Origin of the sequence: Nocardia sp. NPDC058633, assembly GCF_042717045.1 — a bacterium.
In the GTDB taxonomy this organism is placed as follows: domain Bacteria; phylum Actinomycetota; class Actinomycetes; order Mycobacteriales; family Mycobacteriaceae; genus Nocardia.
The window spans coordinates 93,517-115,042 of the sequence record NZ_JBHXRA010000015.1; the positions used below are offsets into that span (position 1 = coordinate 93,517).

At 66.7% G+C, this 21,526-nt stretch carries 24 protein-coding genes; 8 read left to right on the plus strand and 16 right to left on the minus strand.

The window, feature by feature from the left end; translation table 11 throughout:
• Window positions 1–23 precede the first annotated feature (23 nt).
• Window positions 24–455 (minus strand): hypothetical protein, encoded by a 432-nt coding sequence (locus tag ACFWUR_RS20730; protein ID WP_378908901.1) that lies wholly within the window; start codon window positions 453–455, stop codon window positions 24–26.
• Window positions 456–575: 120 nt separating this feature from the next.
• Entirely contained in the window at window positions 576–1,778 is a 1,203-nt protein-coding gene (coaE, locus tag ACFWUR_RS20735) for a dephospho-CoA kinase (RefSeq protein WP_378908902.1), read from the minus strand.
• 149 nt (window positions 1,779–1,927) lie between these two features.
• Between coaE and ACFWUR_RS20740 the strand changes: the two genes are divergently transcribed.
• Window positions 1,928–2,143 carry a hypothetical protein gene (locus tag ACFWUR_RS20740; RefSeq protein WP_378908903.1) on the plus strand — a complete coding sequence of 72 codons (216 nt, stop codon included), beginning with the start codon at window positions 1,928–1,930 and terminating at the stop codon, window positions 2,141–2,143.
• Window positions 2,144–2,722: 579 nt separating this feature from the next.
• Here ACFWUR_RS20740 and rpsA read toward each other — a convergent pair.
• Window positions 2,723–4,201 (minus strand): 30S ribosomal protein S1, encoded by a 1,479-nt coding sequence (rpsA, locus tag ACFWUR_RS20745; RefSeq protein WP_378908904.1) that lies wholly within the window; start codon window positions 4,199–4,201, stop codon window positions 2,723–2,725.
• A 230-nt stretch (window positions 4,202–4,431) separates the two neighbouring features.
• On the opposite strand from rpsA, the gene ACFWUR_RS20750 reads away from it, so the two are divergent.
• The gene (locus ACFWUR_RS20750) at window positions 4,432–5,292 is read left to right on the plus strand and encodes a class I SAM-dependent methyltransferase (RefSeq protein ID WP_378908906.1); all 861 of its coding nucleotides are present in this window, start codon (window positions 4,432–4,434) and stop codon (window positions 5,290–5,292) included.
• Here the strand turns inward: ACFWUR_RS20750 and ACFWUR_RS20755 are convergent.
• The 4 genes from ACFWUR_RS20755 to ACFWUR_RS20770 form a co-directional block, all read right to left on the minus strand.
• Window positions 5,289–5,870, minus strand: a complete 582-nt coding sequence (locus ACFWUR_RS20755) for a hypothetical protein (RefSeq protein WP_378908907.1) — start codon at window positions 5,868–5,870, stop codon at window positions 5,289–5,291. The genes ACFWUR_RS20750 and ACFWUR_RS20755 overlap by 4 nt on opposite strands.
• A gap of 128 nt (window positions 5,871–5,998) precedes the next feature.
• Entirely contained in the window at window positions 5,999–6,184 is a 186-nt protein-coding gene (locus ACFWUR_RS20760; protein WP_378908908.1) for a hypothetical protein, read from the minus strand.
• A gap of 7 nt (window positions 6,185–6,191) precedes the next feature.
• Window positions 6,192–7,079 (minus strand): SPFH domain-containing protein, encoded by an 888-nt coding sequence (locus ACFWUR_RS20765; RefSeq protein ID WP_378908909.1) that lies wholly within the window; start codon window positions 7,077–7,079, stop codon window positions 6,192–6,194.
• A 65-nt stretch (window positions 7,080–7,144) separates the two neighbouring features.
• Window positions 7,145–8,491, minus strand: a complete 1,347-nt coding sequence (locus ACFWUR_RS20770; protein ID WP_378908911.1) for an FAD-binding oxidoreductase — start codon at window positions 8,489–8,491, stop codon at window positions 7,145–7,147.
• Window positions 8,492–8,562: 71 nt separating this feature from the next.
• Here ACFWUR_RS20770 and ACFWUR_RS20775 point away from each other — a divergent pair, with 71 nt between their 5' ends.
• On the plus strand, window positions 8,563–9,489 hold the full coding sequence (locus tag ACFWUR_RS20775; protein WP_378908913.1) for a LysR family transcriptional regulator: 927 nt from the start codon (window positions 8,563–8,565) through the stop codon (window positions 9,487–9,489).
• Between the two features lie 9 nt (window positions 9,490–9,498).
• Here the strand turns inward: ACFWUR_RS20775 and ACFWUR_RS20780 are convergent, their stop codons facing one another.
• Window positions 9,499–10,176, minus strand: coding sequence for a pyridoxamine 5'-phosphate oxidase family protein (locus ACFWUR_RS20780; protein WP_378908914.1), 678 nt, complete (start codon window positions 10,174–10,176; stop codon window positions 9,499–9,501).
• A gap of 132 nt (window positions 10,177–10,308) precedes the next feature.
• Here ACFWUR_RS20780 and ACFWUR_RS20785 point away from each other — a divergent pair, with 132 nt between their 5' ends.
• Entirely contained in the window at window positions 10,309–11,856 is a 1,548-nt protein-coding gene (locus tag ACFWUR_RS20785) for an acyl-CoA carboxylase subunit beta (RefSeq protein WP_378909026.1), read from the plus strand.
• Between the two features lie 110 nt (window positions 11,857–11,966).
• Here the strand turns inward: ACFWUR_RS20785 and ACFWUR_RS20790 are convergent, their stop codons facing one another.
• A complete protein-coding gene (locus ACFWUR_RS20790) occupies window positions 11,967–12,428 on the minus strand; it encodes an ABA4-like family protein (RefSeq protein ID WP_378908915.1) in 462 nt (153 codons plus the stop codon).
• Entirely contained in the window at window positions 12,425–13,372 is a 948-nt protein-coding gene (locus ACFWUR_RS20795; protein ID WP_378908916.1) for a hypothetical protein, read from the minus strand. Before ACFWUR_RS20795 ends, ACFWUR_RS20790 begins: the two co-directional genes overlap by 4 nt.
• 103 nt (window positions 13,373–13,475) lie before the next feature.
• On the opposite strand from ACFWUR_RS20795, the gene ACFWUR_RS20800 reads away from it, so the two are divergent.
• Window positions 13,476–14,117, plus strand: coding sequence for a MerR family transcriptional regulator (locus ACFWUR_RS20800; RefSeq protein ID WP_378908918.1), 642 nt, complete (start codon window positions 13,476–13,478; stop codon window positions 14,115–14,117).
• Between the two features lie 67 nt (window positions 14,118–14,184).
• Here ACFWUR_RS20800 and ACFWUR_RS20805 read toward each other — a convergent pair whose 3' ends face one another.
• From ACFWUR_RS20805 to ACFWUR_RS20820, 4 genes are all read right to left on the minus strand, one after another.
• Entirely contained in the window at window positions 14,185–14,937 is a 753-nt protein-coding gene (locus ACFWUR_RS20805; RefSeq protein WP_378909027.1) for an amino acid ABC transporter ATP-binding protein, read from the minus strand.
• 26 nt (window positions 14,938–14,963) lie between these two features.
• Window positions 14,964–15,902 carry an ABC transporter permease subunit gene (locus tag ACFWUR_RS20810; protein WP_378908919.1) on the minus strand — a complete coding sequence of 313 codons (939 nt, stop codon included), beginning with the start codon at window positions 15,900–15,902 and terminating at the stop codon, window positions 14,964–14,966.
• A gap of 1 nt (window position 15,903) precedes the next feature.
• Window positions 15,904–16,809, minus strand: a complete 906-nt coding sequence (locus ACFWUR_RS20815) for an ABC transporter substrate-binding protein (RefSeq protein ID WP_378908920.1) — start codon at window positions 16,807–16,809, stop codon at window positions 15,904–15,906.
• Window positions 16,810–16,935: 126 nt separating this feature from the next.
• The gene (locus ACFWUR_RS20820; RefSeq protein WP_378908921.1) at window positions 16,936–18,015 is read right to left on the minus strand and encodes an isocitrate/isopropylmalate dehydrogenase family protein; all 1,080 of its coding nucleotides are present in this window, start codon (window positions 18,013–18,015) and stop codon (window positions 16,936–16,938) included.
• 197 nt (window positions 18,016–18,212) lie between these two features.
• Between ACFWUR_RS20820 and trxA the strand changes: the two genes are divergently transcribed.
• Window positions 18,213–18,590, plus strand: a complete 378-nt coding sequence (gene trxA, locus ACFWUR_RS20825) for a thioredoxin (protein ID WP_056824580.1) — start codon at window positions 18,213–18,215, stop codon at window positions 18,588–18,590.
• A gap of 82 nt (window positions 18,591–18,672) precedes the next feature.
• Here trxA and ACFWUR_RS20830 read toward each other — a convergent pair whose 3' ends face one another.
• Both ACFWUR_RS20830 and ACFWUR_RS20835 read right to left on the minus strand, forming a co-directional pair.
• Window positions 18,673–19,092, minus strand: a complete 420-nt coding sequence (locus ACFWUR_RS20830) for a 2-keto-3-deoxygluconate kinase (protein ID WP_378908922.1) — start codon at window positions 19,090–19,092, stop codon at window positions 18,673–18,675.
• Between the two features lie 378 nt (window positions 19,093–19,470).
• Window positions 19,471–20,235: an acyl-[acyl-carrier-protein] thioesterase gene (locus tag ACFWUR_RS20835; protein ID WP_378908923.1), complete on the minus strand. Its 765-nt coding sequence runs from the start codon at window positions 20,233–20,235 to the stop codon at window positions 19,471–19,473.
• A gap of 273 nt (window positions 20,236–20,508) precedes the next feature.
• Between ACFWUR_RS20835 and ACFWUR_RS20840 the strand changes: the two genes are divergently transcribed.
• Both ACFWUR_RS20840 and ACFWUR_RS20845 read left to right on the plus strand, forming a co-directional pair.
• On the plus strand, window positions 20,509–20,919 hold the full coding sequence (locus tag ACFWUR_RS20840; RefSeq protein WP_378908924.1) for a hypothetical protein: 411 nt from the start codon (window positions 20,509–20,511) through the stop codon (window positions 20,917–20,919).
• 205 nt (window positions 20,920–21,124) lie between these two features.
• Complete coding sequence (locus tag ACFWUR_RS20845; protein WP_378908925.1) at window positions 21,125–21,463, plus strand: LGFP repeat-containing protein; 339 nt, start codon at window positions 21,125–21,127, stop codon at window positions 21,461–21,463.
• Window positions 21,464–21,526 lie beyond the last annotated feature (63 nt).

Sequence of the window (21,526 nt, forward strand, 5' to 3'; positions counted from 1 at the left end):
CGGGCGGTTCGCCGAAACCGGTGTCAGCCGGCGGACAGGCTCGGGAACAGGTCCGCGAGGCCGCCGCCACACGACGCGCTGCCGGTGCTGCCCGCAGCACCGACTGTGACGGTGATCGAGTCGCTGATCAGCAGCTGACGTGCCTCCAGCTTGTGCTGGCCCGCCGTGGTCGGCTTCCAGGTGATGCTCACGGTGCCCGACAGCAGCGACGGCGAGACCGGGCTGCCCGGGATGTCCACGCCGTTGTCGGTGAACTTCACCGAGGTCAGCCGGTCGACCTCGACGCTCGCGGTCAGCTTGTAACTACAGCCGACCTTGTGGTCGGTTCCGGCGACGCCGAGGTTGCCGACCCAGGCCGAGGCCTGCGGGGCGGCCAGCACGATGCTGGCGGCGACGGCGCCGAGTGCGGTGATGCCGAAGCCCGCACGGCCGATCTGACGGTGATGTGTTGTCATACGCGCTACAACTTCCCTGTGAATCGAGTCACCCTGTAGTGACTTCGCACAATTTACACAGCGCGCGACAGTGTGCGGACAGTTTCCGAAACATTGGTGTTTAACAGATGGAGGCGCAGGTCACGCCCGAACCCGCGCCCACTCGGTGACCACCGGATAGATCGCGTCGAACCACGGTTCCTTCACCCCGTAGTAGGCGTCACCGGCCGCGTCACCGGCCAGATCGGTCGCCGCGATCTCGGCCCCACGCTTGACCGCCAGATACTCTGCCTGCGCGCTCTCGTTGGCCCGCAACCAGTCACGCAGGTCGAGCGCGAATCGCTGCCCGAGCGAATCCTGCACGCGCAGGTGAATATTGGCGGGCCGCCCGGGATCGGCGTTGCCGTGCAGGCGCTTTCCCCACAGCGTGATGTCGGTGCCTGCGGAGTCGCCGGGGCTCGGCTTCGGATTGTCGTGCGTCACCCGAGCTGCCAGGGGGAAGCCGGCCGCCGTCAAGGCGCCCGTCAGTGATTCGGCCGTGGCCATGTTTGCCACCGTCACCTGGATATCGATGATGTCCTTGGCGGGCAGGCCGTGTACCGCGGTCGATCCGACGTGGTCGATACGCACCGCCGACGCACCACACGCCAGGTGCAGCCGGGCGATGATCCTGCGCGCCTGCATGTCCCATTCCGGGTTGGTGACGAGACGATAGTCGGCACGCGCGCGAACACCCTCGCGTTGATTGCGCTCGAACGCCACCAAGCGCCCCGTCCACAGCGCACGGACCTGCTCCTCGACCACGTCCGGCGCGCCGTTGTTGTCGAGCCAGACATCGGCGACCGCGCGACGCTGATCGTCGGTGGCCTGTGCGGCGATCCTGACTCGCGCATCCGCTTCGTCCACGCCGCGATGCTCGACCAGCCTGCGCAGCCTGGTCTCCTCCTGCGCTCCGACCACGACGACGAGCTGCATCAGCGGCGCGAGCCCGTTCTCGACGAGCAACGGAATATCCTGCACCACAATGGCATCCGCGGGCGCGTCGCCGATCAGTTCCGCGGTGCGTGCCCCGACCAGCGGATGGGTGATCGCGTTGAGCTTGCCGCGTGAGACGTCGTCGGCGAACGCGACCGCGGCCAGCGCAGGCCGATCGAGACTGCCGTCGGGTTTGAGGATCCGCTCACCGAACTCCTCGACCAGCGCCGCCAGGCCCGGCGTGCCGGGCGCGACGACCTCGCGGGCGATCGCGTCGGAGTCGATGAGTACCGCCCCGAGCTCGACCAGTGTCCGCGCCACTGTGGATTTACCCGCTCCCATGCCTCCGGTGAGGCCGATCCGCAACATGGGCCCAGTCTCGCATCCCGGCCGTCCGGTCGGGGCAGGTCCCGCGACACGCCCACGCGCGCAGCGGCGGTAGATCCCGCGCCGGGCGCGTCGCGTGGATTAATCTTCCGCGCAGGCGTGAAGGCCGCACGACTACCGACAGGATGACCATGAGTACCAGGAACGACCGGGCGGCTCGCCACCGCCTCGGTATGCCGAACGGCGTGCACTGCATCGAATTCCCCGCCGTCGCAGCGACTCTCGCCGAGTACCGACGCTCCTGGTTCAGCACCCTGCTCTCCCCCGCCAGACACAGCTTCGCCGCGATGCGCAAACGCCCCAGCATGACTGCTGCCTACTGGTCGCCCGCCGCCGCCGCGAACTGATCGGCCGAACCGGGCGCACTGCCGAGCAAGCCATTCGACGTAGAGGTCCTGTCGTCACTGACGGCTGCCCTCCGGGTGGTCGGCACGTCGACGTCGAATCCGGTTTCCCGCGCACACGACCCGAGCGGACGGGCCAGCTCGCGCATTTCAGCCCGAAACTGCTTGCCTGAGCCCCGAGGGCGCCATAGCTCCCCCACGCGAGCAGCCCGGGCACAGTCCCCACATCCGCAGTGCGAGAGCCGGTCCCGCGACCAGCAGCTCAGGGAGTCGGCGTGCACATGGTGACGAGTGCGGGATCGAGCCCAACCAGGCCTGCACCCGATGGTTTGTGAGACGGCCGCGTAGAGCCACACCGCCGCGCCCGGAACGCCCCGCTCCCGGACGGTCCGACCCGAGGCCACACAGGAAGACTTCGTCGAGCGTCGGCCTGCGCAAGGCGACGATCCGACTCTCACCGTCGTGCTCCTCCACGACCTCGCAACCCGCGCCACCTTCCGCGTCGGGCGCTGAACCACCCCGGAACAGGCCGAAGGCCCTGATCCGTACGGACCAGGGCCTTCGGTTGGTGCTGTGCCTGAATCAGGCGTTGCCGGAGAGCTTCTCCCGCAGAGCCGCGAGCTGGGCATCGCTGGCCAGCGAGCCGCCCGTGGTCTCGGCCGGACCGGAGGTGGACGCAGGAGCGCTGCCACCGGTCTCGGAGGAGTAGTTGCCCGCGACGGGACCACCAGCGGCGGCCTCGGCGGCAGCGTCGGCTGCCATCTTCTCCATCTGGGCAGTGTGCATCTTGTGGCGACGCTCGGCCTCGGCGTAACGGCCTTCCCACTCTTCACGCTGCTTGTCGAACCCGTCGAGCCACTCGTTGGTGTCGGGGTCGAAGCCTTCGGGGAAGATGTAGTTGCCCGCATCGTCGTAGCTGTCGGCCATGCCGTACTTCGACGGGTCGAACTCGGCGTTGTAGTCCTCGTTCGCCTGCTTCAGCGACAGGGAGATACGACGACGCTCGAGGTCGATGTCGATGACCTTGACCATCGCGTCGTCGCCGACGGCGACAACCTGGTCCGGGACCTCGACGTGGCGCTCGGCCAGCTCCGAGATGTGCACCAGGCCCTCGATGCCCTCTTCGACGCGCACGAAGGCGCCGAAGGGAACCAGCTTGGTGACCTTTCCGGGCACGATCTGGCCGATCGCGTGGGTCCGGGCGAACTGACGCCACGGGTCTTCCTGGGTCGCCTTGAGCGACAGCGAGACGCGCTCGCGGTCCAGATCGACGTCGAGAACCTCGACGGTGACCTCGTTGCCGACCTCGACAACCTCGGACGGGTGGTCGATGTGCTTCCAAGAGAGCTCGGAGACGTGCACCAGGCCGTCGACGCCACCCAGGTCCACGAAGGCACCGAAGTTGACGATGGAGGACACGACGCCCTTGCGGACCTGGCCCTTCTGGAGCTGGTGCAGGAACTCGGAGCGGACCTCGGACTGGGTCTGCTCGAGCCAGGCGCGACGCGACAGAACCACGTTGTTGCGGTTCTTGTCGAGCTCGATGATCTTGGCCTCGATCTCCTTGCCGACGTACGGCTGGAGGTCGCGGACACGACGCATCTCGACGAGCGAGGCGGGCAGGAAGCCACGGAGACCGATGTCGAGGATCAGGCCGCCCTTGACGACCTCGATGACGGTGCCCTTGACGGCCTCGTCCTTCTCCTTGAGCTCCTCGATCGTGCCCCACGCGCGCTCGTACTGCGCCCGCTTCTTCGACAGGATCAGGCGGCCTTCCTTGTCCTCCTTCGTGAGGACAAGGGCCTCGACCGCGTCGCCCACGGAAACGACCTCGTTGGGGTCGACATCGTGCTTGATGGAAAGTTCGCGGGAGGGGATGACGCCTTCGGTCTTGTAACCGATGTCGAGCAGGACCTCGTCACGATCGACCTTGACGATGGTGCCCTCGACGATGTCACCATCGTTGAAGTACTTGATCGTTGCGTCGATGGCGGCCAGGAAATCCTCGGCGGAGCCAATGTCGTTAATGGCTACCTGCGGCGAGGTGACGGTGGTGGGCATATGTGGGTTTGCTCCGGACGGATTGTGGTCGGTTGCGGACATTGGATCTTTCGGTACGCTGCCAAATCACCGCGACGACGCGACGAAGGGATACCGGTAAAGTATCGCACGGACCGTCGCACTCGCCGCTGATCGAATTTCAGCGTTCCCTCTACAGCGTGCATCAGCGTACGCGACCCTCGCCGAGCCGGGCAAACCACCCCCCGCACCACGCCGATACCCTGTTCGGCGTGTCCGACGACGAACGCCATGCGCAGGCCAACGCGCTGCTGGGGACCTCAGCGACCACCCGAACCAAGATCGACTCGCGCGACAGCGAGCGCGCGAATCGCCGCTGGTGGGATGCCGACGCCGAGCAGTACCACCAGACCCACGCCGACTTCCTCGGGGTGGACTCCCCCGGCGGCGAGTTCGTGTGGTGCCCGGAGGGTCTGCACGAGGGGGACATGAACTTCCTCGGTGACGTGACCGGCAAGCGCGTACTGGAGATCGGCTGCGGCTCGGCGCCGTGCTCGCGGTGGCTGGCCGGCCACGGCGCGTTCCCGGTCGGGCTCGATGTGTCGATGGGGATGCTCGAGCGTGGCATAGCCGCGATGGATCAGGGCGGACCGCGAGTGCCGCTCGTCCAAGCGGGTGCGGAGGCGCTGCCCTTCGCCGACGCGTCGTTCGACCTGGCGTGCTCGGCGTTCGGCGGGGTGCCGTTCGTCGCCGATTCGGCGCTGGTGATGCGCGAGGTGGCCCGGGTGCTGCGGCCGGGTGGGCGCTGGGTGTTCTCGGTGAACCATCCGATGCGCTGGATCTTCCCCGACGATCCCGGCCAGGCGGGTCTTACCGCCGCGATCCCCTATTTCGACCGCACTCCCTATGTAGAGGTCGACGGTGACGGTGTGCCGACCTATGTCGAGCACCATCGCACGATCGGTGACCGGGTCCGCGAGATCGTCGGCGCAGGCCTGCACCTGATCGACATCGTCGAACCGGATTGGCCCGAGTGGCTCGACCGCGAATGGGGTCAGTGGTCCCCGCTGCGCGGGCAGATCTTCCCCGGGACCGCCATCTTCATCGCCGAAAAGCCCGCCGAGCGGCCTTAATACTCCGGCAGGGCAGCGAAGGACGGGTCGACGCGCACGCTCGGCACCGTGTCGGCGACCCAGCGGCGCGCCCTGGTCAGCGCATGGTCGGGGAACTCGGCGTCGAAGCGGACGTCGTCGGACAACAGATAGGGCAGCCGTCCGCGCAGGCCGGGTGCGTACGGGTGCGGCGGGCACATCTGGCTGCGACGGACCTGTCGACCGATCGCTGTCTCGCGCGCGCCGGGTATCCCGGTCTCGGGGCAGATGATCTGGAACACCGCCGAGCATCGATCCTTGGGCACCACGATCGAGGCCGCGAAAACGAGGTCACCGCGCGGCCCCGGCAGTTGCATCTTCTCCACTCGCAGCAGGGCGGGCAACTGATCGACCCAGACCACGAAGGCCTCGATCAGGCAGCCGGTCCGAGCGTGGTGCTCGGCCAGGCGCCTGCGTAACCGGTTCAGGTCGTCCAGGCGGGCGGGCAGGTCCGGCGTGCCGTTGACGTAGTTCAGCGCGACGACATCACGAGTGGCCGGATTCCCCCAGGTCGTGTCGTCCAACTGTTGCATTCCAGGAATGTCGAACGAGATGGGCACCGGATCAATTTACCGGCGCCGTCGACTTCGGTTGTCCCCGTACGGCGCCCGGCGCGTCGATCGAGAAAGATGCGGGCTCTTCGCCCAAGTCGACGCGCCGGCCTTCGTGACCGGTCACCATCGCGCGGCTACGCACGATCGATCTGGTCGCGCTTGGGTTTTCGACCCGCCTGGTCCAGCGCTAGTCGAAGGGCGTATTCGATTTGGGAGTTGATGCTGCGCAGGTCGTCGGCCGCCCACTTGGCGATTGCCTCGTGGACGGCCGGGTCGAGCCGCAGCAGGATCTTTTTGGGGTCCCTCTTCGGCGTGGTCACGGGACGCTCAGGAGTAGAGGGATCCGGCGTTGACGACCGGTTGTGTGGCGCGGTCGCCGCAGAGGACGACCAACAGGTTGGAGACCATGTTGGCCTTGCGTTCCTCGTCGAGTTCGACGGTGCCCTGCTCGGCGAGGCGGTCGAGAGCGAGGGCGACCATGCCGACGGCGCCTTCGACGATCTGGGTGCGGGCGGCGACGACCTGGGCGGCCTGCTGGCGTACGAGCATGGCCTGGGCGATCTCGGGGGCGTAGGCGAGGTGGGTGATGCGCGCCTCGATGACCTCGATGCCCGCGGTCAGGGTGCGTTCGCGTAGCTCGACGGTGAGTTCCTCGGCGACCTCGGCGCCGTCGCGCAGGCTGGTGCGGGTGTCGTCGTGGGAGTCGTAGGGATGGGTGGTGGCGAGGTGGCGCACGGCGGCCTCGGACTGGGTTTCGACGTACTCCTCGTAGTCGTCGACGGCGAAGGCGGCTTTGAAGCTGTCGATCACCTTGTAGACGACGACGGCCGCGATCTCGACCGGGTTACCGTCGGCATCGTTGACCTTGAGCTTCTGGGTTTCGAAGTTGCGCACCCGCAGCGAGATGGATTTGCGGTCGGCGAGCGGGATCACCGAGAAGAATCCCGGCTCACCGACCGAGCCGATGTAGCGGCCGAAGAAGGTGACGACCTTGGCCTCGTTGGGGTTGACGATGGTCAGCCCGGTGGCGAGCAGCGAGACGACCAGGAACGCGACGGCGGCGGCCGCCGCTGCGCTCCACGCCAGGACGCCACCGTCGTGCTGGGTGGCGGCGATGAAAGCGAGCACAGCGGCGACACCGAACAACAGGGTGAGCACCAGCCAACTCAGTAAGACGACGAATCCATTGACGCGGAATGCGGATCGCAGCTCCATGACATCCTCCCGATATCTGAGTGATATCACAAAGATAGTAGATGTCGGGCCGGTCGGCAAGCCCGCTACCGCTGCGGGGTGATGTTGCGATTGAAGCGGAACATGTTGTGCGGGTCGTACTTCGCCTTCATGGCCGCCAGCCGGGCGTAGACCTCCGGGGCGTAACCGTGCGCGGTCTGGGTCGCGTTCGCTGCCGCGCCCGCTCCGTAGAGGAAGTTCAAGCTGTGGCCGATCGTCCACGGCGCCAACGCTTCTCGCACCGCCGCGTGCGAGTCGGGCACTGCGTCACCTTCACTCGCATCGGTGATCACGCGCACGATGTAGTCGGCCTCCCGCCAACCCACCGGGGCGTTGCCCTGCCGCAGAGCGCCGCCGAGGTGACGGATATCGACCACCGCGTCGACCGATCCACCGGGGGCCGTCAACGCCCGCAAGGCGGCCAGAGCTCGCGGTTCCAGTTCGGACAACAGCGCGTTCGTCGCCGCGTACGCGTGCGGGAAGGGCGGATCGCTGTGGATGGTGTGCGATTCGGCATACGGCATGGCACGCAGGTCGTCGTGCAGGCGATCACCGATCTCGCGCAACGGGGCGACCAGCGCCTCGCCGTCCGCTACCGACCCGGTGAAGGCGACGCGGATCGAGGCAGCGTGTTTGCCCCGCAACGGCTCGGGCACCGGCGCGATGTCGGGATAGGTCACCACGGCGACCGTGGAGGTGAGCGCGGTCGGCACCGTCGCCGTCCACTCCCGCCACGCCGCGAGCGCTGCGTCGACGAGCGGAGTATCGAAAACCAGCTGCCCGCCGAAGATCTCGGCGACGGGCACGAGATCGAGCTCGAGGCCGGTCACCACACCGAAGTTCCCGCCCGAACCCGATACCGCCCAGAACAATTCGTCCTCGGGGGTGAGCGAACGCATCCTGCCGTCGGCGGTCACCAGATCGATCGACCGCACATGATCTGCCGCATAGCCGAATTCACGGGCCATCAGCCCCAACCCACCCCCGAGGACATAGCCCACCATCCCCACCGACGGCGACGAGCCGTTCAACGGCGCCAGCCCGTACCGAGCAGCGGCCTCGACCAATGCTCCCGCCCGGACCCCCGCCCCGATGCGCGCCGTCCGCGCCTGCGGGTCGACAGCGATCTTGTCCATCCGCCCGGTGGTGATGAGTACCCCACCGTCAGCAGCCACCGACAGACCGTGCCCCGTCGCCTGTACAGCAACCGCAAGTCCATGCCGCGCCGCGTATTCGACGCCCGCACGCACGTCCTCGGCATGCATCGCGCCCACCACCAGTGAGGGAGAGTGCGTATACGCGGTTTGGAAGCCGGCGATCTCCTCGGCATAACCGTCGTCGACAGGGGCGAATATCGGACCAGCGAAGTTCGAATGCGTTGCGGTATCGGTCATGACTTCGACTGTGCTCCGCGCAGTGAAATAAGTACAACAGATAGTTTTTCTGATACCTATAATCAATAGTTATGGAACTGCGGCAGCTGCGGTACTTCGTGACAGTGGTCGACGAAGGAGGGTTCACTCGCGCCGCCGAACGGTTACACCTGACGCAGCCCGGTCTCAGCACCCAGATTCGGCAACTCGAACGCGAGCTCGGACAGCCTCTGCTCGATCGGGGCGCCCGTAGCGTCACGCTCACGGAGATCGGTGCCGCGGTGCTCGTGCATGCGCGCGCCGCGTTGGCCGCCACCAACCGCATCGAGGAGACGGTGCAGGAGTTCACCGGGTTGCTGCGTGGACAGGTGCGGCTGGGCATGATCTCGGGGGCCGCCTCCGAGGTCTTCGATGTCGCGGGGGTGCTCGCCGACTTTCACCACGATCATCCACACGTCGGGATCAGCCTCACCGAGGACACCGCCGAACGCATGGTGGCCGCGCTCGCACACGATGAACTCGACATCGCGCTCACCGGATTGACCGGCGCCGCGATGGATCCCGGTCTCGACCTCGAAGTGATCCTGGAGACCCCGCTCACCGCCGCCGTCGCTCGCGACGCCCCGATCGACCCCGCCGAATCCGCGGGCACGATCACCTTGGCGGCCCTGGCCGAGCGCCGCCTCATCTGCCTCACCCGAGGTACCGGTCTCCGCGGCGTCTTCGAACGATCATGCGCCGCAGCGGGTTTCACCCCCAATGTCGCCTTCGAGGCCGCCGCTCCCCCACTGCTGCTCCAACTGGCCGCCCGCGGCCTGGGAACCGCGATAGTCCCCGCCCTCACCGCCGACGACGCCGACGCTTTCGCCGTCCGGCGCCTCGACATCGTCGAGCCCACCCTCCACGGCCGACTGGCCCTGGCCTGGCGCACCGATCCCGCTCCCAGCCCCGCCGCGAAGGTGCTGCTCGGCCAGTTGCGTATCGCCTTCGGTGGCCACGTGAATCGACAAGAGCAGTGAATGCCGAGGTCAGTGCTGGGTGCCGGACTTCAGCCGGGCGATCTCGGCTTCCAGTTCGGCGTTGCGATCGCGCAGGCGGTCGATTTCGGCTTCGAGCGGCGCGCGACCTGCGCACAGATAGTCCTGAATCCACTCGGTCCGGTAACGGGGGGTGATGTTCTTGGTGCAGTTGCGATCGAACGCTTCGATCCGTACCACGAACGCCCGCTCCGAGCGTGCGTCGATCTCCCCGGCCGGCGTGGTCAGCAGGCGAGCGAGCAGGTCGGGATCATCGGCGCGTTCCACGACCTGCGCACGGCCGAAGATCTTGACCCTGGTGCGGGTCGGATAATCGATGAAGAACAGGGCGACTCGATCGTCGGCGTCGAGATTGCCCAGGGTGACGAACTGGTTGTTGCCTGCGTATTCGGCCCACGCGATCGTCGCGGAATCGAGTACGTGCACGAAACCTGTTGGACCGCCCCGATGTTGGATATACGGCCAGCCGGAGCCGGTGACCGTCGCGAGGTAGAAGGAATCGGCCCGGCGGATCAGGCCGGTGACTTGCGGCTCCAACTCTTCCGGCTCGCCGATGTCGCCACCCTCGGCCATCCGCCTGCCGTGGACAGTGAAACCGCCACCGCTGTGCTGGCGACGCGCGGTGGCCGCCGAGAAGGCGATGGCTCCGTAACGGGTCGGCTTGTTCACCTCTCCCACGGTACGACCAGTGATTCGTCAGCGATCGTGTCGCCGTGCCGCTGACGTCGGCGCGAGCGTCAGCGTTACGCTTTGGCTAACCGATGAAGGAGAGCTCGACCAGGACGAGGAAGGGCGTGCGTGGTGGAGTCGACGACTGCTGCGAAACTGCAAGAGCTGCGGGACAATCTGACGGCGGCGCGGGAACCGGCGGGAGATGCGGGGATCGCCAAGCGTGCGGCGAAAGGAATTCCCAGCCCGCGCGAACGCATCGAAATACTTCTCGACCACGGCAGTTTCACCGAGATCGGCGCGCTGGTGAAACAACCAGGTGCGGCCGACGGTCTCTACGGTGACGGGGTGGTCACCGGACACGGCAGGATCGACGGGCGGCCGGTGGTGGTGATCGCCCACGACCAGACTGTGTTCGGCGGATCGGTGGGTGAGATGTTCGGGCGCAAGGTCGCGATGGCGATGGATCTGGCCGCCGATATCGCCTGCCCGTTCGTGGCGATCAACGATTCCGGCGGCGCCCGGGTGCAGGACGCGGTCACCTCGCTGGCCTGGTACGCGGAGATGAGCAGGCGCCAGACGCGGCTGTCCGGCGTGGTGCCCCAGGTGTCGGTGATGCTGGGCAAGTGCGCTGCGGGCGCGGTGTATTCGCCGATCAACACCGATGTGCTGATCGCGACCGAGTCCGCGTACATGTTCGTGACCGGTCCCGAGATCATCCGCGAGACCACCGGCGAGGAAGTGACCCTCGACGAGCTCGGCGGGGCGTTCAACCAGGCGCACAACGGCAACATCCATCACGTGGCGGTGGACGAGAAAGCCGCATTCGAGTGGGCTCGAACGTATTTGAGCTTCATGCCGTCGAACTGCTACGAGCGGGCACCACTGGTCAATCCCGGTCTGGAACCGGAGCTCACGGACTCCGATCGCGAACTCGATTCGCTCATCCCGGATTCCGACCGCATGGGTTACGACATGTACGAGGTGTTGCTGCGGATTTTCGACGACGGCGAGTTCCACGAGATCGGCGACGGCGCCGCCCGCAATCTGATCACCGGATTCGCTCGGGTCGACGGGCGTACCGTCGGGGTCGTCGCCAACCAGCCGCTGGTGGCCAGCGGTGCGATCGATGCGCGTGGGTCGGACAAGGCCGCGCATTTCATTCGCCTGTGCGACGCGTTCGACATCCCGTTGGTGTTCGTCGTCGACACTCCGGGCGTGCTGCCGGGGGTCGAGGAGGAGAAGATCGGCGTCATCAAGCGCGGCGGCCGGTTCTTCTACGCGGTCGTCGAGGCCACCGTCCCGATCGTCACCGTCGTGGTCCGCAAGGCCTACGGGGGCGGCTACGCGGTGATGGGGTGCAAGCAGCTCGGGGGCGACATCAATCTCGCTTGGCCGACCGCGCGCATCGCCGTGATGGGGGCCGAAGCCGCGGTCGGCCTGACCCAGCGCAAGCAGCTCGCCGCCGTCCCCGAGGCCGACCGGCCGGTCGTGCGCCAGCAGATGGTCGACTTCTACAACGCCGCTGTCGCCACCCCGTGGATCGCCGCCGAACGCGGCTATATCGACGCGGTCATCGAGCCGTCGAGCACCCGGCTGGAAATTCGCAGAGCGTTGCGACTGCTGGGCGACAAGCACGTCGAGCAAGCCCCACGCAAACACCGGCTCATGCCGTTGTAGCCCAGGTCCCCGACGACAAGCGCCCCCGCCCGCACATCTGTGGGTCGGTGGGCGCTTGTCGTCGCGGCGCGAGTTCGCGGGGACCGATGCCGGTCACGTGCGCACGGCGACTAGGCGCTGATCGAATCCGCCTCGGGCGCAGCCGAACTCCCCGTTCGCGAGCGTCCAGCGACCTCACGAGCCAGCAGGTAGATCGGGAACACGATGGGCGACAACAGAATCGTGCCGACCAGCAGCGGGCCCATCAGCAGCGGGTGGACGTCGCGGTCGCGACTGTCGAGGTAGACCCAGCGTCCGAGGAACAGATCCCACGCGAGGATCTGGGCCCACAGGGCGGTGAGCACGGCGGGGTCGGTAACGGCCGCGGTGATCGCGTCGAGCGACGGCGATGTCACCAGCGACCATAGCGCGCCGAGTACCGGGATCGCGACGATCGCCCATACCACCAGTGGCGCCGCCACGATCCACGGCGATGCGATGATCGTGCGGGTCCATCGCCAGGTCGGTGCGAAGATCATCAGTGCCCAGAACGGCACCGTGACGAAGAACGACAGGTCGAACAGCGTGCTCATGCGGTAACTACCTTTCGACTGTCGATCGCGCTCGCGATCGAGATGACGACTCCGAGGACAACTCCGGTGAGAATCGCCGCGGCGGCGGTCAGTGTGGCCTGATCCGGATGGATCAACGGCTGCCCACGCAGCGCTTGCCAGGTGACCAGCGCGAGCACCGCCGCGTAACCCGCCGATGCGGTGATGATCAAACCGAGCCGCACGCGCACCGATCGCAGCAAGGGGATCCTCGGCGCCAGCAACACCAGCACCGCGGCGAGCAGTGGCAACGCCTGCAGGGCGTGCATGCCGAAGAAGTGCGGGATGCGCAGGTCGCCGTCGGTGGTGCTCCACCCGGTCAGCGGCATGCCGGGCGTGCCGTCGGAGGCTCCGACCGTGTGCGCGCCCGCGATGCCCTCGACGCCGGACTCTCGTTGCGGCATCAGGTTTCCCAGTGCCAACCCGACCAGCGTGATCGCGATCCCGAGACGGATCGACCAGGTGATCGAGGCGTCGCCGAGGCGGGCGCGCATCAGTCCGATACCGATCACCAAGGTGGCCAGGAACAGGATGACGATGCTGGATCCCATGATCACCCACAGGGTGCCGTCCAACGCGGTGGTCATGTTGTAGTGGCTGCGTGTCCCCCGGATCACCTGCCCGAAGATGATCACCTGCTCGATGGCCCCGGTCGCCACGATCACGACGGCCATCCGCGAGGCGAGCCGAGAAGGCCTGGGCCGCAACGACATCAACCAGGCCAGTGCCACGCTGTAGAACACGAACGAGATCGCGAACTTGGTCGGCTTGAACCAGGCGGCCGACCCGGTGATCACCCGATCGTCGAGCAGCATCCCGATCAGGCCGACCACCACGAGCACAGCGTTGGCGGCGGCGAAATACATCAGCGGTCGATGCAGCGGGGCGTTGGGGCGTGGCAGCGAGGGGGTGGTCAGGACAGACATCAGAATCTCCCAGCGATAGATAGTTATACTATCCGTTATAGATAGCTAGACTATCCGCTATGGGTGACGTAGGCAAGGGGTAGGAACGACAGCGGAGGTAAGAGTGCGAATCTCGGAGTTGAGTGAACGCAGCGGCATCGCGGTGGCGACCATCAAGTACTACCTGCGTGAGGGGTTGCTGCCCCCGGGCGAACGCACCAGCCCCAACCAGGCCAGCTACGGCGAAGACCACCTGCGCCGACTGCGCCTGATCCGCGCGTTGATCGAGGTGGGCGGAATCCCGGTCGCGACCGTCTCCGACGTGCTCGCCGCCATCGACTCCCCCGAGATGCCGCTGTTCCATGTTCTCGGGGTGGCGCAGGAAAGCCTGTCCACGCCCGTGCCCGCGGCCCATGACGCCGAATGGGACCGCGCGTACGAGGCCGTGCGCTCGGAGATGGACCGACGCGGCTGGGACATGAAGCCCAGTCCGCAGGCCATCGACACCCTCACCGGGGTGATCGTCCGACTCGCCCAACTCGGCTACCGAGACTGGGCCGCCACCACCCTGCCCACCTACTTCGACAGCACGCGCGCGGTCGCGGAGACCGACGTGGCGGCCGCCTTGTCCGCCGGCGGACGCGACGACATTATCGACGCGGTCGTGGTACTCACGGTGCTCGGCGACACCGCACTGGCCGCCATCCGCCGCATCGCCCAGGCCCAGGTCTCCCTGGAACGCCTGAAGAACCCGGAAACCCCCTGAGCAAAGCTCAGGGGGTCAACTGGTCTCGCAAAGACCTGGGTCCGGCCGAAATACGCGGAGAGGCGGACTAGAGCAGGCGCGACAAGAAAGCCTGCGTCCGCTCGTGCTGCGGGTTGGCCAGCAGTTCACGCGGCGGGCCCGACTCCACCACCACACCGGCATCCATGAACACCAGTTCGTCGGCGACCTCGCGGGCGAAGCCCATCTCGTGGGTCACCACCAGCATGGTCATGCCCGAATCGGCCAGTTCCCGCATCACCGCGAGCACCTCACCGACCAGCTCGGGGTCCAGTGCCGAGGTCGGCTCGTCGAACAGCATCAGCTTGGGGTCCATCGCCAGGGCTCGCGCGATGGCGACGCGCTGTTGCTGACCACCGGACAGCTGCGCCGGGTAGGCGTTGCGCTTGGCCGAGAGGCCGACCCGCTCGAGCAGTTCCTCGGCCCGGGCGATCGCCTCGGACTTGCGGATTCCGCGGACCTGGATCGGCGCCTCGATCACGTTCTCCAACGCGGTGCGGTGCGGGAACAGATTGAAGTGCTGGAACACCATGCCGATATCGCGACGCTGGATCGCGGCGTCGCGCTCGTGCATCTCGTAGAGCTTGCCGTTCTTCTCGCGATAGCCCACGAGATCGCCGTCGACGTAGAGCCTGCCCGCGTTCACCTGCTCGAGGTGATTGATGCAGCGCAGAAATGTCGACTTGCCCGAACCCGACGGCCCGACCAGGGTGAGCACCTTGCCACGCTGCACCTCGAGCGAAATGCCCTTGAGTACCTGCAGCGCGCCGAAGTTCTTGCACACCCGGTCCGCCAGCACCATCGGCGGGACAGCCACAACTGGTTCGGTCATTTCGCCTTCACCGCCGCCTGCGCCGTGGCCAGTTCCTGCAGCTGCTTGGCCGTCAGCTGCCGGGTGGCACCGCGCGAGTAATAGCGTTCCAAGTAGTACTGGCCGACCATGAGGATGCTGGTGATCGCCAGGTACCAGGTGGCACAGACGAGCAGCAGCGGAATCGGCTGGAAGTTCACGCCGTAGATGTCACGGGCGCGGCCGAACAGGTCGGTGCTCAGCGGAATCGCGGTGACCAGTGAGGTCGTCTTGAGCATGCCGATCAGCTCGTTGCCGGTGGGCGGGATGATCACCCGCATGGCCTGCGGCAACACCGTGCGGCGCATGATCTGCGTCCACGACATACCGAGCGCCACCGACGCTTCGCGCTGACCCTCACCGACGGAGTTGATGCCCGCGCGCACGATCTCGGCCATGTACGCGGCCTCGTTGAGACCGAGGCCGATCACCGCGAACAGGAAGGCTGCCTGCAGGTTCTGCACATCGAAGTGGAAGAACTGCGGGCCGAACGGCACACCCAGATCGATCTGCTTGTACAGCGAGGGAACCAGGCCCCAGAACACCAACTGCACGAACACCGGAGTGCCACGGAAGATCCACAGGTAGATCCACGCGGCTGTGCGCAGCACCGGGTTCGGCGACAGGCGCATCACCGCCAGCACCGTGCCCAGCCCCACGGCGATCGCCATCGCCAGCACCGTGAGTTCCAGGGTGACGATCGCGCCCTGGGTGATTCGGCGGTCGAACAGGTAGTCGCCGTAGGTGTCCCACCGGTAGGCGGGATTGGTTGCGGCGCCGTAGACGAACAATCCCACCAGGATCAGGATGATTGCCGCCGCGATCCAGCGGCCCGGTCTGCGCAGCGGGACGGCTTTGATCGGTTCGGGTTCGGTGCCCGGTCCGGGCACCTCCACCGTGTCTTTCGCGTCGGTCACGTCAGCTCACTGCACCGTTGATCACCGAGGTCTTGATCTGACCGTCCTGCACACCCCAGTTGGTGGTGATCTTGCCGTACTTGCCGTTGTCGATCAGGTGCTGCAGCGCCTTCTGCAGCGATACCGCCAGTGGGGACGCCTTCTGCACGGCCCAACCGTAGGGCGCGGAATCGAACAGCGGACCGGCCGACTCGATCTTGCCTTCGCTCTGCTTGATCGCGTACGCGGTCACCGGGGAGTCCGCCGACATCGCGTCGACCTGGCCGAGCACCAGCGCATTCGTCGCGGCGCTCTGCTCGTCGAAAGCCTTCATATCGATGGCGGGCTTGCCCTCGGCGACGCACTTGGCGCTCTTGGCGGGAATTTCGTCGGTGTGCTCGACCGTAGTGGCCTGTACGGCGACTTTCAGGCCACACGCATTGTTCGGATCGATCGCTTTGCCGGTTTGCTGGGCCCACTGGATGCCCGCGGAGAAATAGGTCGTGAAATCGACCTGCTGTTCACGTTCGCGCGAATCGGTGATCGAGGACATACCCACGTCGTAGGTGCCCGCCTGAATGGCGGGAATGATCTTCTCGAACGAGGACTCGACGTAGTCGACCTTCAGTCCGAGGGTGCTCGCGACGGCGTCGAGCAGGTCGACATCGAAGCCGACGATCTTGCCGCTGGCGTCCTTGTACTCGTTCGGCTGGTACGGCACGTTCACGCCGACGACGATCTTGCCTGCCTGCTCGACCTTGTCGGGAAGGGTCGCGGCGATCGCGTCGACCTTCTCCACAGACACCTTGTCCACCGTGGCGCCGTCGCCTTCGGTGTTTTCGGCGCAGCCGGTGAGGACGAGCGCACCGCCGGCGACGGTACACAGCAGCCGCACGGCGCCATGGCCGAGGACAGTTCGAACAGACAAAGGAGCCTCCACATTTCACGTCGACGCCGGCCACGTGTCAGCGCCTGTTTGGCAATGTATGCGAACCGGACACAGCGTGGTGCGACAGTAACCGAAGATTAATCAGCGAATGTGAAAGGGGTGCCTTCACCTCCGGTGCACACGGGCCCGCACCTGCTCGGTGAATTCGCTGGTGGAAGCCAGGCCGCCGAGATCCGCGGTCGCGATTCCGGCTGCCAGGGTCGCCGCCACAGCGCGGGAGATGCGGTCGGCGGCATCATGGAGCAAACGGTTCTCGTCACGAACGGCCAACCAGCGCAACAGCATTGCCGCCGACAATTGCAGGGCGGTGGGATTGGCCCGATTGTGTCCGGCCAGCCCGGGCGCCGCGCCGTGCACGGCCTGTGCCATCGCGCGCGTGTCGGAGCAGTTGAGCGAGGCGGCCATGCCGAGTGAGCCACTGAGCTCACCGGCCAGGTCCGAGAGGATGTCGCCGAACAGGTTCTCGGTCACGATCACGTCGAACTCCCCCGCCCCGCGGACCAGGTGGGCTGCCATCGCGTCGACGTGCGCGTCGTCGACCGTCACATCCGGATACTGCTCGGCCACCTCGTAGCAGACATCACGGAACAGTCCGGTCGTCATGGGCAGCACATTGGCCTTGTGCACCACGGTGACCCGCTTGCGCCGACCCCGCGCGAGCCGCAGCGCCTGATGCGCGATCCGCTCACACGCCTTGCGCGTGATCACCGCGACCGCCATCGCCACGTCCTCGGTGGGACGAAACTCCCCCGAGCCGGCGAACATATTGCGGTCCGCGTAGAAGCCCTCGCTGTTCTCCCGAACGATCACCAGGTCGATGTCGGGCGCCATCGCGCGCACCCCCGCGAACGCGGCGGCGGGGCGGATGTTCGCGTAGAGCTCGAGGCGTTTGCGGATGACCCCGCCCGGCGCCACCCGCATGTCCGACGGATAGGAGGCGTTGTCGTGGGGGCCAAGGATCCAGGCGTCGAGATCTTCGAGGGCGCGCAGGGTCTGCTCCGGCAGTGGATAACCGTGGGCCGATATCGCCTCGTGCCCGATCATCAACGGCACCCAGTCCACCGGAGCCAGCCCGGCCGCACCGATCGCCTCGTCGACGACCGCTCGGGTCGCGGCCACCACCTCCGGTCCGATTCCGTCGCCGTCGATCACTCCGAGTCGCAGGCTCGCCTTCGTCGCGTTCACCCCGCCATCTTCGCGCGCGCCCCTCCCAGGGTGGCCACGTGGGCCGGGCCGACCCGCTGCCGCGACCGAATTTCTGGCCGCTGTAGTGGAGATACGCGGCCCACGCGGGCCGAGACGGCCGCGGCGTCGCGGGATCGGGGGAAGATATGGGGACGCCGCGGCGTTACAGCCGAGGACACCGACAAGGAGAGGACGTCATGGCCACCCAGACGCTGACCCAGCAGAACTTCGACGAAGTCATCACCGGAAACGACGTGGTCCTCGTCGATTTCTGGGCTTCCTGGTGCGGACCGTGCCGCAGTTTCGCACCGACCTACGAGACCTCGTCGGAAAAGCACACCGACGTCGTGTACGGCAAGGTCGACACCGAGGCCGAGCAGGGACTCGCCGCCGCAGCCAACATCCAGTCGATCCCGACCATCATGGCCTTCCGCGAGGGCGTGCTCGTCTTCGCGCAGCCGGGGGCGCTGCCGCCCGCCGCGCTCGAGGACCTGGTGACCCAGATCAAGGACCTCGACATGGACGAGGTGCGCAAGCAGATCGCCGAGCAGCAGGAGTCTTCTCCCGCCGAGTAGGCCGCCGCGGCGCACCTCGCGCGTAACGCGAAGGGCCCGTTCACCTTTCGAAGGTGAACGGGCCCAGTGTGTTCGTGCGGTGTCAGCCCGCGAGCAGGTTGACGCCGGCGATCATGGCGCGCACGGTCGATTCCGCGCTGTCGGCGGCGGTCGCCACCGCCCAGCCGCGCCTGCCGTTGAACTCGCACTGCATGAAGGTGGCGGTGCCGTCGGTGGTCGGGCGCTGATGGAAGTGCAGGATCTCGAGGGGGTAGCCCTCGTCGTAGAGCGCGGAGGTCATCGCCGCGACCGGGCTGCCGGTGGCGATGACGGTGCGCAGGTGGTCGGCGAATTCCAGGGTGGCGGTGAAATCCGTACCGGAACAAGACCATTCGCGCAGGGCGATGGGTCCGTCGGTGCGGGTGTACCGGTCGAGGAACGCGGCGGGGTCGAGGTCGGTGAGCTCGGCGCGCAGGCCCTTGGGGGCGGCGGCGAACAGGGCATGGTCCAGTGTCAGCGTCATTGCAGGTGAGGTCTTCCCGAAGATGTCTTCGTTGGCAGGGTGGGACCAGCAGAACGATGAAAAGCAGCCCGCAGCGTAGGGGCTGGTCCGAATCAGACCCCGCTACGGCGGATTACTACGAGAAGAATTCGCCGTGAGGCTGCCTGCGCGGTCTGCGCAGCAGCAACCGCGAGGTCGCGGTCAGCGACTAGCAGCGCGGCACAGCGGGCGGGATTCGGCACGCAGTCGAGGATAGGGTGGTCGTCGCGAAACCGCAACCTGGTTCACCGCCCGGAGTGTCTACTCGTGAGTACCATCACCGCAGCTCAGGATCGGTAACACCGAACGCGGGCGCGGCGATGGCCGACCAGTCGGGCCAGGACCGCTCCTGGCGGTGGATCAGTGCCGCGGTAGGGGTTCGATCGAGGCGAGGGCACGGGCCGAACCATCGACGTCGACCTGGATGCGCAGGCCGTCGGGCCGCGAGCTCGTCCGCAGCACCACCTTGTCGCCCATCATCACCGGCCCGACGTGTTCGACGATCGCCCGATACGGCAGCCGATGGCTGCCGGGATGCACGGCGAGCGCCTCCTCGACGGCCTCCCAGTACACGGCGTTGTTCACGTGACCGAGCCGGTCGACGTCGGTGACGCGCAGCGGGAACGGCACCGCCTCCCCATCGGGATCGTCGAGCGCGGCGAGGGCGGCTTTCCAGCGCAGGCGATGTTCGGTGGTGCTGGCCAGCATCGGCGCCATGAACGCGTCGCTCATCCGCGCGGGGCGGCCGGCGACAGGGTCGATGTGAATCAGGAAAGCCGCGGCCTCGATGTGGCCACCCTTCTCCCCGCGCAGCTGAATTCGCATGTCGCACCAGCGATTCGAGAGCGCGTCGGCCCACCGGCGGAGCTGGACGCGATCGCCGAACATGATCGGCTCGTACACGTCGATGACCGTGCGTCGCACGATCCACGCCTGATGGGTGTGGCCGTCCTCGACCGCGTCGAGGTGATCGAACCCGATGTCCTGTAGATATCGCGCGACCGCGTCGAGCCGCAACCGATCGTCGCCGTCGGTGTCACCGAGCCGCACCGGCCACGACATCGCGAAGGCCTGCTCGATATCGAGGCAGTCGGGCAACGGGGTCGCGATGACGGGATCGGTCATACGGCCGATGCTGCCACAGTTCGACGCGCCCGAGCCGAACCGGCCACCCCCGGCGTGGACTACCTTGTGCGCCGGGCGCACCTTCCCGACACGATCGCTGTCGGCGCAGGCAGACGAGGCGGTCCGGGAAGTACCGCACACGTGGCGAGCATCTCAGCGGCACATCGACCGAAGGCATTGAAGCGTAGATCTTTTCGTCCGTAGGGTCGGCTCCTGGGCAACACCTTGTTGTGGCCGACGCGAACCTGGCCACAGAAGGCTTTCAGCCGGGTCATGGGCAGCTCGCCGATGCAGCGGCGGATCTTGCGCGACAACCTGCTCGTGGAGCGTTTTCTGCTCAGTGAGCTGCGGAACACGATCAGCGCCGCCGAAGCCGATCACTATCGCAACGTGCAGCCCTCGCCCGAGGCCAGGCGCGGCATCGCCGCGATGCCCGGACAGATCCTGGCTGCCCGTCCTTTTCTGGAACAGCTGGCCGCCGACGTGCCCGCGCGTCTCGGCGCCACACCGACGCTGCTGGTCTGGGGGATGAAGGACATGGCTTTCCGCCCGGCATCGTTCCTGCCGCGGATGTGCGAGACGTTCACCGATCACCAGGTCGTGAAGTTGCCCGATACCAGGCACTTCACCCCCGAACACGAGCCCGGCAAGATCGCTGAAGCTATCGCCCAGCGTTTCCTCTGACGCCGCATCGCAGGCACGGCCACGACACCGATTCATCGGTCGGCGAACTGCGCCCTGCTCGAATCAAGGGCCACGAGCGAATCACTGGCTAATGCAATGTGACCAGATCGTGAAGCTCCCGCGAGTCGCCAGCTGGGACGACCGATCGCACGGTAGCGTCGCCGCCGCTAGGCCAATTGTTACTGCGTGAAAGGAATTGTTCGACATGGCATTCGAAGTCACTGGGGCTATCGGCGATCACTACAACGAAGCCGGTGGTGCGTCCAGCCCGCTGGGTGAGCCGACCTCGGCAGAGCAGGACGCCCCCAACGGTGGCAAGTACCAGGAATTCACCGGCGGTGTCATCTACTTCAAGCTCCCGACCGGAGCCAAGACCGTCTACGGCGCCATCCGTCAGGCCTGGGAGGCCGAAGGCGGCGCGGGCGGCCGACTGGGCTACCCGACCACCGACGAGCAGGACACCGACGGCGGCAAGATCAGCCAGTTCGAGAACGGCTCGATCAGCTACTCGATCGCCGACGACGCGGTGACGATCAACGCGTAATCAGCGTTGCCCGACGATGGGCACCTACCCGCGCGGGTAGGTGCCCATCGTGCCGTGTGGGTC

Excerpts from the sequence above, each read along its gene's own strand:
- ACFWUR_RS20730 (WP_378908901.1), bottom strand. The coding sequence starts at position 455 with ATGACAACACATCACCGTCAGATCGGCCGTGCGGGCTTCGGCATCACC.
- coaE (WP_378908902.1), bottom strand. The coding sequence starts at position 1,778 with ATGTTGCGGATCGGCCTCACCGGAGGCATGGGAGCGGGTAAATCCACA.
- ACFWUR_RS20740 (WP_378908903.1), top strand. The coding sequence starts at position 1,928 with ATGAGTACCAGGAACGACCGGGCGGCTCGCCACCGCCTCGGTATGCCG.
- rpsA (WP_378908904.1), bottom strand. The coding sequence starts at position 4,201 with ATGCCCACCACCGTCACCTCGCCGCAGGTAGCCATTAACGACATTGGC.
- ACFWUR_RS20765 (WP_378908909.1), bottom strand. The coding sequence starts at position 7,079 with ATGGAGCTGCGATCCGCATTCCGCGTCAATGGATTCGTCGTCTTACTG.
- ACFWUR_RS20770 (WP_378908911.1), bottom strand. The coding sequence starts at position 8,491 with ATGACCGATACCGCAACGCATTCGAACTTCGCTGGTCCGATATTCGCC.
- ACFWUR_RS20775 (WP_378908913.1), top strand. The coding sequence starts at position 8,563 with ATGGAACTGCGGCAGCTGCGGTACTTCGTGACAGTGGTCGACGAAGGA.
- ACFWUR_RS20790 (WP_378908915.1), bottom strand. The coding sequence starts at position 12,428 with ATGAGCACGCTGTTCGACCTGTCGTTCTTCGTCACGGTGCCGTTCTGG.
- ACFWUR_RS20795 (WP_378908916.1), bottom strand. The coding sequence starts at position 13,372 with ATGTCTGTCCTGACCACCCCCTCGCTGCCACGCCCCAACGCCCCGCTG.
- ACFWUR_RS20805 (WP_378909027.1), bottom strand. The coding sequence starts at position 14,937 with ATGGTGCTGGCGGACCGGGTGTGCAAGAACTTCGGCGCGCTGCAGGTA.
- trxA (WP_056824580.1), top strand. The coding sequence starts at position 18,213 with ATGGCCACCCAGACGCTGACCCAGCAGAACTTCGACGAAGTCATCACC.
- ACFWUR_RS20830 (WP_378908922.1), bottom strand. The coding sequence starts at position 19,092 with ATGACGCTGACACTGGACCATGCCCTGTTCGCCGCCGCCCCCAAGGGC.
- ACFWUR_RS20835 (WP_378908923.1), bottom strand. The coding sequence starts at position 20,235 with ATGACCGATCCCGTCATCGCGACCCCGTTGCCCGACTGCCTCGATATC.
- ACFWUR_RS20840 (WP_378908924.1), top strand. The coding sequence starts at position 20,509 with ATGGGCAGCTCGCCGATGCAGCGGCGGATCTTGCGCGACAACCTGCTC.
- ACFWUR_RS20845 (WP_378908925.1), top strand. The coding sequence starts at position 21,125 with ATGGCATTCGAAGTCACTGGGGCTATCGGCGATCACTACAACGAAGCC.